This is a genomic window from Streptomyces sp. SID10853 (assembly GCF_010548145.1).
In the GTDB taxonomy this organism is placed as follows: Bacteria; Actinomycetota; Actinomycetes; order Streptomycetales; family Streptomycetaceae; genus Streptomyces.
On record NZ_JAAGLN010000001.1, the window covers coordinates 158,002 to 171,166 of the forward strand.

At 68.3% G+C, this 13,165-nt stretch carries 14 protein-coding genes; 9 read left to right on the forward strand and 5 right to left on the reverse strand.

Annotated features, from left to right (window positions below; genetic code table 11):
- The first annotated feature begins 35 nt into the window (after positions 1-35).
- Positions 36-1,532 (forward strand): glycosyltransferase 87 family protein, encoded by a 1,497-nt coding sequence (locus tag G3I19_RS00730; RefSeq protein ID WP_164258267.1) that lies wholly within the window; start codon positions 36-38, stop codon positions 1,530-1,532.
- Positions 1,533-1,581: 49 nt separating this feature from the next.
- Here G3I19_RS00730 and G3I19_RS00735 read toward each other — a convergent pair whose 3' ends face one another.
- The 3 genes from G3I19_RS00735 to G3I19_RS00745 all read right to left on the reverse strand — a co-directional run bounded on the left by G3I19_RS00735 (position 1,582) and on the right by G3I19_RS00745 (position 4,396).
- The gene (locus G3I19_RS00735; RefSeq protein WP_164258269.1) at positions 1,582-2,613 is read right to left on the reverse strand and encodes an alanine racemase; all 1,032 of its coding nucleotides are present in this window, start codon (positions 2,611-2,613) and stop codon (positions 1,582-1,584) included.
- Between the two features lie 208 nt (positions 2,614-2,821).
- Complete coding sequence (locus G3I19_RS00740; RefSeq protein WP_164258270.1) at positions 2,822-3,940, reverse strand: peptidoglycan bridge formation glycyltransferase FemA/FemB family protein; 1,119 nt, start codon at positions 3,938-3,940, stop codon at positions 2,822-2,824.
- 120 nt (positions 3,941-4,060) lie between these two features.
- Entirely contained in the window at positions 4,061-4,396 is a 336-nt protein-coding gene (locus tag G3I19_RS00745; RefSeq protein WP_164258272.1) for a hypothetical protein, read from the reverse strand.
- A 266-nt stretch (positions 4,397-4,662) separates the two neighbouring features.
- Between G3I19_RS00745 and rpsF the strand changes: the two genes are divergently transcribed.
- From rpsF to rplI, 4 genes are all read left to right on the forward strand, one after another.
- Entirely contained in the window at positions 4,663-4,953 is a 291-nt protein-coding gene (gene rpsF, locus G3I19_RS00750; RefSeq protein ID WP_164258274.1) for a 30S ribosomal protein S6, read from the forward strand.
- A 72-nt stretch (positions 4,954-5,025) separates the two neighbouring features.
- A complete protein-coding gene (locus G3I19_RS00755) occupies positions 5,026-5,631 on the forward strand; it encodes a single-stranded DNA-binding protein (RefSeq protein WP_164258276.1) in 606 nt (201 codons plus the stop codon).
- A 43-nt stretch (positions 5,632-5,674) separates the two neighbouring features.
- Entirely contained in the window at positions 5,675-5,911 is a 237-nt protein-coding gene (gene rpsR, locus G3I19_RS00760; protein ID WP_003967857.1) for a 30S ribosomal protein S18, read from the forward strand.
- 18 nt (positions 5,912-5,929) lie between these two features.
- Complete coding sequence (gene rplI / locus G3I19_RS00765; protein WP_164258278.1) at positions 5,930-6,376, forward strand: 50S ribosomal protein L9; 447 nt, start codon at positions 5,930-5,932, stop codon at positions 6,374-6,376.
- 157 nt (positions 6,377-6,533) lie between these two features.
- On the opposite strand, the gene G3I19_RS00770 is transcribed toward rplI, so the two are convergent.
- A complete protein-coding gene (locus tag G3I19_RS00770) occupies positions 6,534-7,871 on the reverse strand; it encodes an MATE family efflux transporter (RefSeq protein WP_164258280.1) in 1,338 nt (445 codons plus the stop codon).
- Positions 7,872-8,295: 424 nt separating this feature from the next.
- On the opposite strand from G3I19_RS00770, the gene dnaB reads away from it, so the two are divergent.
- From dnaB to G3I19_RS00785, 3 genes are all read left to right on the forward strand, one after another.
- Positions 8,296-9,774: a replicative DNA helicase gene (gene dnaB, locus G3I19_RS00775; protein WP_164258282.1), complete on the forward strand. Its 1,479-nt coding sequence runs from the start codon at positions 8,296-8,298 to the stop codon at positions 9,772-9,774.
- 240 nt (positions 9,775-10,014) lie between these two features.
- Entirely contained in the window at positions 10,015-10,821 is an 807-nt protein-coding gene (locus G3I19_RS00780; protein WP_203598950.1) for an alpha/beta hydrolase, read from the forward strand.
- Positions 10,822-11,006: 185 nt separating this feature from the next.
- A complete protein-coding gene (locus tag G3I19_RS00785) occupies positions 11,007-11,858 on the forward strand; it encodes a MerR family transcriptional regulator (RefSeq protein WP_343234943.1) in 852 nt (283 codons plus the stop codon).
- On the opposite strand, the gene G3I19_RS00790 is transcribed toward G3I19_RS00785, so the two are convergent.
- Positions 11,797-12,354 (reverse strand): ABATE domain-containing protein, encoded by a 558-nt coding sequence (locus G3I19_RS00790; RefSeq protein WP_164258286.1) that lies wholly within the window; start codon positions 12,352-12,354, stop codon positions 11,797-11,799. The genes G3I19_RS00785 and G3I19_RS00790 overlap by 62 nt on opposite strands.
- A gap of 86 nt (positions 12,355-12,440) precedes the next feature.
- Here G3I19_RS00790 and G3I19_RS00795 point away from each other — a divergent pair, with 86 nt between their 5' ends.
- Complete coding sequence (locus G3I19_RS00795; RefSeq protein ID WP_164258288.1) at positions 12,441-13,133, forward strand: haloacid dehalogenase type II; 693 nt, start codon at positions 12,441-12,443, stop codon at positions 13,131-13,133.
- The last annotated feature ends 32 nt before the right edge of the window (positions 13,134-13,165 follow it).

Below are 13,165 nucleotides of genomic sequence, written 5' to 3' on the forward strand. Positions count from 1 at the left end.
ACGCGGGCACAGCCGCGTACGGCAGGATGTGCGCCATGACGAGCGCGCACGAGGACCGGCCCGCACTGAAGACCGCAGAACCCGTGGTGCGGCCCACTCAGCAGGACGAGACCGCCGCGGCGGGCAGCGAACTGATCGGGGGACCGGCCGGACGGTGGGCCCGCGGGGGCTTCGGCAGACTCACCCCCGTCCGCGTCATCGCCCTGGTCGCGATCGGCATGTTCGCTCTCGGCATGGTGCAGAAGATGCCCTGCTACGACTGGGCGTGGTTCCAGGGGGCAACATCCCAGTACAACCACGCCTGCTACTCGGACATCCCCCACCTCTACGTCGGTCGCGGCTTCGCCGACGACCTCGTCCCGTACTTCGACCGCATCAACGGCGACATGTCGTACCTCGAATATCCGGTGCTCACCGGCTTGTTCATGGAGGTCGCCTCCTGGCTCACCCCGCACGGGGGCGCCATGCAGCACCGCGAGCAGATCTACTGGATGGTCAACGCGGGCATGCTGATGATCTGCACCGCTGTCATCGCGGTCTGCGTCACCCGCACCCATCGGCGCCGCCCCTGGGACGGCCTGTTGGTCGCCCTCGCCCCTGCCTTCGCGCTCACGGCCACCATCAACTGGGACCTGTTCGCGGTCGCTCTCACCGCTGCGGCGATGCTGATGTGGTCAAGGGGGCGTGCGCTCGCCTTCGGGATCCTGATCGGCCTGGCGACCGCCGCCAAGCTCTATCCGGTGCTGATCCTCGGCCCGCTCCTCGTGCTGTGCTGGCGCGCCGGGAAATGGCGGGAGTACGGGCTGGCCGTGTTCGGCGCGGTCGCGGCCTGGCTCGTCGTGAATCTGCCCGTCATGCTGCCGGCGCCCGAGGGGTGGAAGAAGTTCTACACGTTCAGCCAGGAACGGAACGTCGACTTCGGTTCGTTCTGGCTGATCATCACCCAGCGCACCGGGAAGCCCCTCGACGTGGGCAACGTCAACACCTGGGCGATGCTGCTGATGATCGTGGCGTGCGGCGGAATCGTGGCCCTCACTCTGACCGCCCCGCGCCGCCCGCGGTTCGCGCAGCTCGCCTTCCTGGTCATCGCCGCTTTCATCCTCACCAACAAGGTCTACTCGCCGCAGTACGTCCTGTGGCTGATCCCGCTCGCGGCGCTGGCCAGGCCACGCTGGCGGGACTTCCTCATCTGGCAGGGCTGCGAAGTCATGTACTTCCTGGGCATCTGGCTGTACCTCGCGTACACGATGTCGGGCGACAAACCCAAGGGGCTGCCGCCCGAGGGCTACCAGTTCGCCATCGCCCTGCACCTGGCCGGAACGCTCTACATCTGCGCGGTGATCGTGCGGGACATCCTGATGCCGGAGCGCGACGGGGTGCGCAGGGACGGCTCCGACGATCCGTCGGGCGGCGTGCTGGACGGCGCTGAGGACGTGTTCGTGCTGGGCGCTGCCGCCCATCCGGCGCGGCACGCCGCCCACCAGGCCGAGGGCCCACAGGTCGAGTGGGGCAGCGGAGCGGTGCGCGAATAGCCGGACGGCCGGGCTACCGGCCGGGCGGTGGCCCGGCCGGGGCGCTGTGTCAGTGATCGACGAGGCGGTCGAACTGGGTCGTCGTGTGCCGCAGATGAGCCACCAGTTCGTCCCCCACCTTCGGCTCCTGCGCGTCCGAAGGGACGAAGAGGATCGACACCTGCATGTGCGGCGGCTCCGCGAACCAGCGCTGCTTGCCCGCCCACACGAAAGGCGACAGGTTCCGGTTCACCGTGGCCAGGCCCGCGCGCGCGACACCCTTCGCGCGCGGCATCATCCCGTGCAGCGCCTTCGGCGCTTCCAGGCCCACTCCGTGCGACGTACCGCCGGCGACCACCACCAGCCAGCCGTCGGAAGCGGTCTTCTGCTGCCGGTAGCCGAACCGGTCGCCCTTCACGACCTGGGTGACGTCCAGGACGGAGCCGCGGTACTGCGTCGCATCGTGGTCGCCCAGCCAAAGCCGCGTGCCGATCCTGGCGCGGAAGCGCGTCTGCGGGAACTGCTGCTGCAGCCGCGCCAGTTCCTCCGCCTTCAGATGGCTCACGAACATGGTGTGGAGCGGCAGACGCGCGTTGCGCAGCCTGTCCATCCATGCGATGACCTCCTCGACCGCGTCCGAACCGTCCATGCGGTCCAGCGGGAGGTGCAGCGCGAAGCCTTCCAGGCGTACGTCGTCGATGGCCGCGTGGAGCCTGCCCAGGTCCGCCTCGGAGACACCGTGGCGCTTCATCGAGCTCATGCACTCGATGACGACGCGGGCGCCGACCAGGGCGTGTACGCCGTCGACCGATGAGACGGAGCGGATCACCCGGTCGGGGAGCGGTACGGGCTCCTCGCCGCGGCGGAACGGTGTGAGGACGAGCAGGTCACCCCCGAAGGAGTCCTTCATCCGGGCGGCTTCGTACGTGGTGCCGACCGCGATGATCTCGGAACCGAAGCGCGTCACCTCGTCCGCGAGCCGGCCGTGGCCGAAGCCGTAGCCGTTGCCCTTGCAGACCGGAACGATCCCCGGGAACTGGTCGAGCACGGACTTCTGGTGCGCCCGCCAGCGCGCGGTGTCGACATAGAGGGTCAGCGCCATGGCCGGACCGGAACCTTTCTCGGAGCTGCGGTGTATCAGAGGTATGAACGGAACGAGCGGAACGATCGAAGCTAACGGGACTTACGGGACTCGCGGTTGTTACGGGCCCCAGGGTTCTTACGGGACTCGCGGTTCTTACGGGTCCCAGGGGCCTTACGGAACTGACAGGACGGATGTGCCGGGCAGGATTCCGGCACCATCATCCTCCTTAACGGCGCGACATGTAGATGTCGAGAGCCTTGTGCAGCAGCTTGTTGAGCGGGAAGTCCCACTCGCCGATGTATTCCACGGCCTCGCCGCCGGTGCCCACCTTGAACTGGATCAGCCCGAAGAGGTGGTCGGTCTCGTCCAGCGAATCGGAGATACCTCGCAGGTCGTAGACGGTGGCGCCCATGGCGTAGGCGTCCCGAAGCATCCGCCACTGCATGGCGTTCGACGGCCGCACTTCGCGCTTGTGGTTGGCGGACGCACCGTAGGAGTACCAGACGTGACCGCCGACGATCAGCATCGTGGCCGCCGCGACGTTCTCACCGTCGTGGCGGGCGAAGTACAGCCGCATCCGGTTCGGGTCCTCGGTGTTGAGCACCGACCACATGCGCTGGAAGTACGAGAGCGGGCGCGGCCGGAAGTGATCGCGCTCAGCGGTGATCTCGTACAGCCGCTGCCACTCCGCGAGGTCCTCGTAGCTGCCCTGGACGACCTCGACACCGGCCTTCTCGGCCTTCTTGATGTTGCGTCGCCACAGCTGGTTGAAGCCCTTGAGGACGTCGTCGAGCGAACGGTTGGCCAGCGGGACCTGGAAGACGTAGCGGGGCTGCACATCGCCGAAGCCGGCTCCGCCGTCCTCGCCCTGCTGCCAGCCCATCTTCCGCAGCCGGTCGGACACCTCGAACGCGCGGGGCTCGATGTGGGTGGCCTCGACGTCGCGCAGCCGCTTCACGTCGGGGTCCTGGATACCCGACTTGATCGCCGCCGCATTCCACCGGCGGATGACCACCGGCGGCCCCATCTTCACCGAAAACGCGCCCTGCTCCTTGAGGTGGGCCAGCATCGGCTGGAGCCACTCGTTGAGATTCGGGGCGTACCAGTTGAGGACCGGCCCCTCGGGGAGGTAGGCGAGGTACCGCTTGATCTTGGGGAGCTGCCGGTAGAGCACCAGACCGGCGCCGACCATCAGGCCGTCCTTGTCGAACCAGCCGAGGCTCTCCGAGCGCCACTCCGTCTTCACTTCCGCCCACGCGGGGACCTGGCAGTGGCTCGCCGACGGCAGACTCTGGATGTACGCCAGATGCTGCTCGCGGCTGATGGTCCTCAGGGTCAGGCTCATGCGGGGCGCTCCTCGGCAGGCGTGTCCCCATGGTTACAGGGGCGTCGGCTCTCCCGCCGAAGCCTACTGCTGCCGTGGAGCGCCCCGACTGGCCGTATCGGACTAGTGCCGCGGCGGCCCTCAGCCGCCGAGCACCCCACCGAAGAGACCGCCGTGCGCCATGCCGATGTAGAAGCCCACCGCGGAGGCGCCGATTCCGAGGATCACGATGAACCGTTCACGGGTCGTGACCGAGATGAACATCCCGTAGGCGCCGATGAGGATCCCCACCAGCCCTGCCCAGGAGCTCAGCAGATGGAGATTGTTGAACCCGGCCGCGACGAGTGCCACCACACCGAGGACGAGTGCCACCACGCCCAGGCTGTCCTCCAGCGGGTGCGGCTTGCCGTCCGAGGCGAAGAGAGAGGCGACGGCGTTGTGTCGCGGAGCAGGGTTGTGTCGCGCTGCCTGAGCCATCAGGCACCTCCTGGCATAAGGCGGCGTACTGTAACGCCGCTCACATCCCACACCTAGAGAGTCTGCCCCGTGACCGCCGGATTTCAACCGGAAGCGGGTGTGCGGGTAGTCTGTACGGTCTGCACCGGTGTCTGCCCAGCCCAGTGAACAATCCCTTTCTTCGCGAAAGTGGATTGTCGGTGGCTGCCGATACCGTTGCGTACGCATCACGACCCTCCTGCCACGGAACGACCGTGGCCGCTGAGTCCAAAGGAGGTGGGTTCCACATGCGTCACTACGAAGTGATGGTCATCCTCGACCCCGAACTCGAGGAGCGCGCTGTCTCCCCGCTGATCGAGACTTTCCTCTCCGTCGTCCGTGAGGGCGAAGGAAAGGTTGAGAAGGTCGACACCTGGGGCCGTCGTCGTCTCGCTTACGAGATCAAGAAGAAGCCCGAGGGCATCTACTCGGTCATCGACCTGCAGGCCGAGCCTGCGGTCGTCAAGGAGCTCGACCGCCAGATGAACCTGAACGAGTCGGTCCTCCGGACCAAGGTCCTCCGCCCCGAGACCCACTGAGCGTCTAGCTCAGCAGTCATCGGGTCCGAGTAGCACCAAGCAGCCAAGCAATCCCCGCCGAGAGGTTCACCCATGGCAGGCGAGACCGTCATCACGGTCGTCGGCAATCTCGTCGACGACCCCGAGCTGCGCTTCACCCCGTCCGGTGCGGCGGTCGCGAAGTTCCGTGTCGCGTCCACTCCCCGCATCTTCGACAAGCAGACCAATGAGTGGAGGGACGGCGAGGGCCTGTTCCTCACTTGCTCGGTCTGGCGTCAGGCGGCGGAGAACGTCGCGGAGTCGCTTCAGCGAGGCATGCGCGTCGTCGTGCAGGGCCGGCTGAAGCAGCGGTCCTACGAGGACCGTGAGGGCGTCAAGCGCACGGTCTACGAGCTGGACGTCGAGGAAGTCGGCCCCAGCCTCAAGACGGCCACGGCCAAGGTCACCAAGACCACCGGTCGAGGCGGTCAGGGCGGCCAGGGTGGTTACGGCGGCGGTGGCGGCCAGCAGCAGGGCGGCGGCAACTGGGGCGGAGCCCCCAGCGGAGGCCAGCAGGGCGGTGGCGGTGCACCCGCCGACGACCCGTGGGCCTCCAACGCGCCGGCCGGCGGCGGCCAGCAGCAGGGCGGGGGCGGCTGGGGCGGAAGCTCCGGCGGTTCCGGCTCCGGCGGTGGCTACTCGGACGAGCCGCCCTTCTAGGGCAGCCCGTACCCCCACTTCTTGATCACACAGGAGAAACACCATGGCGAAGCCGCCTGTGCGCAAGCCTAAGAAGAAGGTCTGCGCTTTCTGCAAGGACAAGACCCAGTACGTGGACTACAAGGACACGAACATGCTGCGGAAGTTCATTTCCGACCGTGGCAAGATCCGTGCCCGCCGCGTCACCGGCAACTGCACGCAGCACCAGCGTGACGTCGCCACGGCTGTCAAGAACAGCCGTGAGATGGCGCTGCTGCCCTACACGTCCACTGCGCGATAAGGGAAGGGTGACCGAAAAATGAAGATCATCCTCACCCACGAGGTCGCTGGCCTCGGCTCCGCCGGCGACGTCGTTGACGTCAAGGACGGTTACGCCCGCAACTACCTGGTCCCGCGTGGTTTCGCGATCCGCTGGACCAAGGGTGGCGAGCAGGACGTGGCGCAGATTCGCCGCGCCCGCAAGATCCACGAGATCGCGACCATTGAGCAGGCCAATGAGGTCAAGGCCAAGCTCGAGGGCGTGAAGGTTCGTCTGGCCGTTCGCTCCGGCGACGCCGGCCGCCTCTTCGGTTCCGTCACCCCGGCCGACATCGCCTCGGCGATCAAGGCTGCCGGTGGCCCCGTGGTCGACAAGCGTCGTGTCGAGCTCGGTTCGCCGATCAAGACCCTGGGCGCCCACCAGGTGTCCGTGCGTCTGCACGCCGACGTTGCCGCGCAGGTCGGCATCGAGGTCATCGCCGCGTAACTGCAGCGCTCGGCAGAGCATGGAAAGGGCCGTCTCCTTCGGGAGGCGGCCCTTTCGCTGTTTCGCTGGTGAAGAACCTTCGCCGGTTTCACGTGAAACCCTGGCTGCCTCGCTCAGCTGCTGACCGGGCTGCCTCGCTCAGTTGCCGACACTGGGGTCAGCGCGTGGCGCCCGTAACGATCCAGCGGCCTGAGCGGGCCCGGAGCCAGAGAGTCACTGTCCGGACCGCCATCATCAGAGCCATCGCCCACCACAGCGCCGTCAGCCCACCGCCCAGCGTCGGTACGAGGAGGGCTACCGGGGTGAAGACCGCCAGGGTGACGACCATGGCCCAGGCCAGGTATCGGCCGTCGCCGGCGCCCATCAGTACCCCGTCCAGGACATAGACGATGCCGGAGATCGGCTGGGCGACCGCCACGACGAGCAGGGCAGGCAGCAGCACGTCCCGTACCGCCTCGTCGCTGGTGAACAGGGGAACGAACAGCGGCCGGGACGCCACGACCAGCGCACCCAGTACGACGCCTGAGGCGATGCCCCACTGCACCATGCGGCGGCACGCCTCTTTTGCCCCCTCGGCGTCTCCTGCCCCCAGATACCGGCCGATGATCGCCTGTCCGGCGATGGCGATGGCGTCCAGGGCGAACGCGAGCAGGCTCCAGAGGGAGAGCACGATCTGGTGTGCGGCCACATCGGTGTCGCCCAGGTGAGCCGCCACAGCGGTCGCTGTCATCAGGACGGCCCGCAGGGACAGTGTCCGGACCAGGAGGGGGACCCCGGCCTGGGCGCAGGCCCGGATCCCAGCCATGTCCGGGAGGAGGGAAGCGCCGTGCTTCCTGGCGCCCCGTACGACCACCACCAGATAGACGGCGACCATGGCGAACTGGGCGATCACCGTGCCCCAGGCGGATCCGGCGATGCCCAGACCGGCTCCGTAGACGAGCGCCGCGTTGAGTGCGGCATTGGCCGCGAAGCCGCCGATCGCGACGTACAGCGGGGTTCTGGTGTCCTGGAGCCCTCGCAGCACACCGGTGGCCGCCAGTACCACCAGCATCGCCGGGATGCCGATGCTCGAAATCCGTAGATAGGTGACCGCGTACGGGGAGGCGTCGGCGGAGGCTCCGAAGATGCTCACCAGCCAGGGGGCGGTGGGCAGGACGACGGCGATGACGAGAGCGCCGAGCAGCAGGGCGAGCCAGATGCCGTCCATGCCCTGCCGGATGGCGGCCTGCAGGTCTCCCGCGCCCACTCGTCGCGCGACAGCGGCCGTCGTGGCATAGGCGAGGAAGACGAAGATGCTCACGGCTGTACTCAGCAGGGCCGCCGCGACCCCGAGCCCCGCCAGCTGACGGGTGCCGAGGTGGCCGACGATGGCGCTGTCGACCATGACGAAGAGCGGCTCGGCGACCAGCGCGCCGAAGGCGGGTACGGCGAGGGCGATGATCTCCCGGTCGTGCCGTCGGCGGCTGGGTTTGGGTGCCGTGGGGGCCTGTGTCATGCGGGACAATCTAATCTTCCACAGGTAAGCGATGCAATAGGTCCGTGACCCTTACGGATCTTCTCGTTCCGGCTCGGGCTGTGCGTTGTTTGTCGTGATCTTGGTCCAGTCGGAAAAGTTTTTCTCCCCCACAGCCGGTGGATGGCGAATGTGCAGGTCAGGTGGGTGGTCGGGGTGGGGCTATGAGTTTGTCCACAGCGCTGTCCCCCGACCCGTGCACAGGTTTTGGTGAGTTACCCACAGGCTGGGGTCCGTCACCCACAGGGCCTGTGGATAACAAGATTGGCTGACGGTGTCTGCGGGCCTACCGTGGACCGGCGCCCGACGCGCCGTTCGCGGAGTCGGGCCCCTTGTTTGTCGGTGCCGTGCCGTAAGAAAGAGTCGCACGGCTAGGTCCGCTGAGCGGACGGGAGGAGGTGGGCCGGTGAGCATTCCCGAGCCCTTGGACGACCCCTGGGCCGAGAGCAGTCCGGGTGACCGTCTGCCCGTCTCCCGCCAGCGCCGAGGTGAGGGGGCCGGGGGCCGGGAGCAGCACGACCGGGGCCGGGAGAACGGCTCCTGGGACGGCGGGTCCCCCGCGTTCGAGCGCGTCCCCCCGCAGGACATCGACGCAGAGCAGTCCGTACTGGGCGGCATGCTGCTCTCCAAGGACGCCATCGCCGACGTCGTCGAGGTCATCAAGGGCCAGGACTTCTACCGCCCCGCACACGAGACCGTCTACCAGGCGATTCTCGACCTCTACGCGAAGGGCGAGCCCGCCGACCCGATCACGGTCGCCGCCGAACTCGTCAAGCGCGGCGAGATCAAGAAGGTCGGCGGTGCGCCCTATCTGCACACGCTCGTCCAGTCGGTTCCGACAGCCGCCAACGCCGAGTACTACGCGGAGATCGTCCACGAGCGGGCGGTGCTGCGCAGGCTGGTCGAGGCCGGCACGAAGATCACGCAGATGGGATACGCCGCCGACGGCGACGTGGACGAGATCGTCAACTCGGCCCAGGCCGAGATCTACGCGGTCACCGAGCAGCGCACATCCGAGGACTATCTGCCGCTGGGCGACATCATGGAGGGCGCGCTCGACGAGATCGAGGCGATCGGTTCACGCAGCGGCCAGATGTCCGGCGTTCCGACCGGTTTCACGGACCTGGACGCGCTGACGAACGGTCTGCACCCGGGCCAGATGATCGTCATCGCGGCCCGCCCCGCCATGGGTAAGTCGACGCTCGCGCTGGACTTCGCCCGGGCCTGCTCCATCAAGGCCGCGCTGCCCAGTGTGATCTTCTCCCTCGAAATGGGCCGCAACGAGATCGCCATGCGTCTGCTGTCGGCGGAGGCACGGGTGGCGCTGCACCACATGCGGTCGGGTTCCATGACGGACGAGGACTGGACACGGCTGGCACGGCGGATGCCGGATGTCACCGCCGCACCGCTCTTCATCGACGACTCTCCGAACCTGTCGATGATGGAGATCCGCGCGAAGTGCCGACGGCTCAAGCAGCGCCAGGACCTGAAGCTGGTCGTGATCGACTATCTGCAGCTGATGCAGTCCGGCGGTTCGCGGCGCCCCGAGAGCCGCCAGCAGGAAGTCTCCGACATGTCGCGAAACCTCAAGCTGCTGGCGAAGGAACTGGAAGTCCCGGTCATCGCGCTCTCGCAGCTGAACCGTGGCCCCGAGCAGCGTACGGACAAGAAGCCCATGGTGTCCGACCTGCGTGAGTCGGGCTCGATCGAGCAGGACGCCGACATGGTGATCCTGCTGCACCGTGAGGACGCCTACGAGAAGGAGTCCCCGCGTGCGGGCGAGGCGGACCTGATCGTGGCCAAGCACCGTAACGGCCCGACGGCGACGATCACTGTCGCATTCCAGGGCCACTACTCACGGTTCGTGGACATGGCCCAGACCTGATCCCGGGAACCGTCTGCTGCCTCGGATCCGGCACCCTCATCCCACGACCCACGAAGCGGTTCAAGCTCTCCGGATCCAGAGTGGGTTGACCCTGACCCTGCGTCAGGGTTGCAGCCTGAGGGCATGACGGACAACAGCACTTTCCCGGTTCCGGTTCGGTTCGGTCCGCCGGTCGGGGGGTTTCAGGAGGTCGGCGGGCGCCGGATCTTTGTGCACCGGTCGGGTGGCGGCGGGCCGGCCGTGGTGTTCCTGCCGGGGGCCGGGGCGGTCGGCCTGGACTATTTCGGCGTTCAGCAAGAGGTTGCGCAGTTCACCACCGCTGTGGTGTACGACCGTGGCGGCACCGGCTACAGCGATCCCCTCCGGCTGCCGCGTACGGCGGCCGCGGTCGCCACGGAACTGCGCGAGCTGCTGCGCGCTCAGGGCGTCGCGGGTCCGTACGTTCTGGTGCCGCACTCGCTCGGCGGCTTCTACGCGCATCGGTTCGCGCAGCTGTACCCGCAGGATGTGGTCGGGTTGGTCTGGCTGGACGCCTTTCACCGCGACTGGGACGACTTCATGCCCCCGTCGGCGGGGCTGGCCGCGGTCGAGCGGATGGGGCCTGACCTGGAGCAGTCGGAACGGATGCGACCGGCCCTGCGCGAGATGTTCGCCGAGCTGCTCGCGGACTACCCGGAGCACCTGCAAGAACCGTTGACCGAGGCCCATGTGAGTGACGCGTGGATGCGCGCCGGCATCGCCGAGCGCACCCGGCTGACCGAGCTCGCCCGTGAGCTACGGGCCGGGCCGGATCTTCCCGATGTCCCGGTGGTTGCACTGTCCGTCGTGGGGGCAGAGCCGGGCCGGCAGGCGTCGGCGACGGAGCCGGAGCGGACGCCGCGGGAGATGAACGACGGCCGGAGGCGGATGGACGCGGCCCTGGTGAGCGCGGTCTCGTACGGGGAGCAGCGCATCATCTCCGACACCAGCCACCACCGGCTCTGCTTCGACCGGCCCGATGCCGTCGTCGACGCGATCCGCGATGTCCTCGGCCGGGCTCGCCCCTAGACTCGGCCGGGCTCGCTCCTGGAGTCGGGACGGCTTGCCCCTGGAGTCGGCCGGGCTCGCTCCTGGAGTCGGGACGGCTCGCTCCTGGACTCGGCCGGGCTTGCCCCCAGAGTCCGCACGGCAGTGCACCGGGTCCACCTGCACCAGCCGCGTTCCGCGAAGAGAAGACCCGAGGAGGGCAGTGCGTGCTCACGATCGGTCAGCTCGCGGCAGCCGCCGGCGTGACTGTGCGCACCGTTCGCCACTACCACCACATCGGGCTGTTGCCCGAGCCCGAGCGTGATGCCTCCGGCTACCGCCGCTACAGCGCGCAAGCGGCCGTGGATCTCATCCGGATCAGGACCCTCGCCGATGCGGGCGTGCCCCTGGCCCGTATCGACGCGCTGCTGCATGCGCAGCCGGCCGAATTCGCCGAGGCCATCACCGGCATCGACGCCGAACTGCGGCGCAGGATCCGCGAGCTCACCGAATACCGCCGCAGAATCGCCGAACTGGCCGAGGGCGAGGGGCTTTTTCTGCCTCCTGAGGTGGTCGCCGTCCTGAACCGGATGCGCGGTCTCGGGTTCAGTGAACTGAGAGTACGACTGGAGCGCGACGCGTGGATCCTGATGCAGGCCCTGGACCCGCACGCCATGCCGGAGCGGATACGGGACAAGAACGCCGGCTTCGACGATCCCGAGACCACGCGCCTGTATCTCGCCTGCGATCAGTCCGTCGACTGGGATCCGGACGATCCACGTCTGGACCGGCTCATCGATGACCTGGACGCCTGGGAGATCGAACACGAGCGGGACAGCGATCGGTCGGGTACATGCAACTGGTCTCCTCCCGGATCTCGGAGACGTCGCCGGCATGGCAGCGCATCATCGACGCCCTCGCCCACCGCGCCACGCAGCGCCGGGCCGCCGGGCATGCCTGAAGGAATGCGGTCGTCGGCGCAGTCCGGTCCCGTCCCGCAGCGGACACGCGGACGCGCTACCTGGGCGGGGGGCCCTGCCCGGTGGCCTGCCTGCGGGCGCGATAGGCCGCAGCCTTGACGCGATTGCCGCAGGCGTCCATGCCGCACCAGGTACGGCGTGCGCCGCGGGAGCGGTCGAGATAGAGGCGGGTGCAGTCCGGACGTCCGCACTCCTTCAGGCACGCCCCGCGGTCGGCGAGTACGGCGATACCGCTGCGGGCGACATGGGTCAGTGCGGAGCGGAGGTCTCCTGACACACGCAGTCCCGCGTCGCTGAGTTCGACCGTGGGGACCGGCCCGGTGGCGGCCTTGTTGACGATGTCCAGCCCGGCCGGTGTGAAGCGGCGGTTCTGTATGCGCGCGAGCGCCAGTTGGTGGATCGCCTCACGGAGTTGCAGCGCGGAGGCGAAGGCCGCGGTGTCGGCGGTCACCTGATCGGGGAGCCCTTCGCACTCGCGGACCCATCGGTCGAGGTCGGTGGGGGCGGCCAGCAGGTCGACGGCCGTGTGCCGACGGGACTCGACGGTGCCGACCAGGTCCAGAGCCGGGTTGCCACTCACGAAGACGAACGTCACGTCACCATCTTGACCAGTGACGCGAGGGCGGGCAAGACTCGTCACCTGTTGAACCGGTGACACGACCATGAACCCGGAGGGACCGGATGCCCGAGACATGCGACATCGAGGTTGTCGTCTTCGACGTACTCGGAACGATGGTCGACGAGCCGGGCGGACTGCGAGCGGCCATCCGCCACGCGGTACCGGCGGCCGACGACGCGGCGGTCGATCAGCTGCTCACCGTGTGGCAGCGGCATGTGGCGCACGAGCAGCACCGCATCGGGAAGGGCAGCCGCGCGTACGCCGGCTCCGAGGTCATCGACCGCGAAGCGGCTCACCGCGTGGCCGGCCGTGCCGGGCTCACCGACCCGGCGGCCATCGAGCGGCTGGCCGGCGCGAGCCGGCGCCTGGAGCCCTGGAACGACTCGCTCGCCGGACTCGCACGCCTCGCACGGCGTTTTCCCGTGCTGGGGCTGTCGAACGCCGGCCGCGCGACCTTGCTGCGTCTCCACGCGTACGCCGGACTGCGCTGGCACCAGGTCCTGTCCGCCGAAGAGGCCCGGGCCTACAAGCCCGCGCCGGAGGTCTACCGGCTCGCGGTCGACGCAGCAGGATGCCCGCCGGGACGGGTGCTGATGGTCGCCGCCCACGCCTGGGACCTTCGCGGGGCTCAGGCGGTGGGAATGCGGACCGCCTATGTACGGAGGCCGGGCGGGGATCCTCCGAAGAGCTCCGACACCTTCGACCGGCGGTCGGACAGCCTGGACGAGTTGGCCGCCGCACTGGAACAGGCGTAACAGGGCCGGAGCGGGCGCCGCAGGACGGGAGC

Bases quoted from the DNA above. Each gene is read 5' to 3' on its own strand.
- G3I19_RS00730 (WP_164258267.1), top strand. From the start codon at position 36: ATGACGAGCGCGCACGAGGACCGGCCCGCACTGAAGACCGCAGAACCC.
- G3I19_RS00735 (WP_164258269.1), bottom strand. From the start codon at position 2,613: ATGGCGCTGACCCTCTATGTCGACACCGCGCGCTGGCGGGCGCACCAG.
- G3I19_RS00740 (WP_164258270.1), bottom strand. From the start codon at position 3,940: ATGAGCCTGACCCTGAGGACCATCAGCCGCGAGCAGCATCTGGCGTAC.
- G3I19_RS00745 (WP_164258272.1), bottom strand. From the start codon at position 4,396: ATGGCTCAGGCAGCGCGACACAACCCTGCTCCGCGACACAACGCCGTC.
- rpsF (WP_164258274.1), top strand. From the start codon at position 4,663: ATGCGTCACTACGAAGTGATGGTCATCCTCGACCCCGAACTCGAGGAG.
- G3I19_RS00755 (WP_164258276.1), top strand. From the start codon at position 5,026: ATGGCAGGCGAGACCGTCATCACGGTCGTCGGCAATCTCGTCGACGAC.
- rpsR (WP_003967857.1), top strand. From the start codon at position 5,675: ATGGCGAAGCCGCCTGTGCGCAAGCCTAAGAAGAAGGTCTGCGCTTTC.
- rplI (WP_164258278.1), top strand. From the start codon at position 5,930: ATGAAGATCATCCTCACCCACGAGGTCGCTGGCCTCGGCTCCGCCGGC.
- G3I19_RS00770 (WP_164258280.1), bottom strand. From the start codon at position 7,871: ATGACACAGGCCCCCACGGCACCCAAACCCAGCCGCCGACGGCACGAC.
- G3I19_RS00795 (WP_164258288.1), top strand. From the start codon at position 12,441: ATGCCCGAGACATGCGACATCGAGGTTGTCGTCTTCGACGTACTCGGA.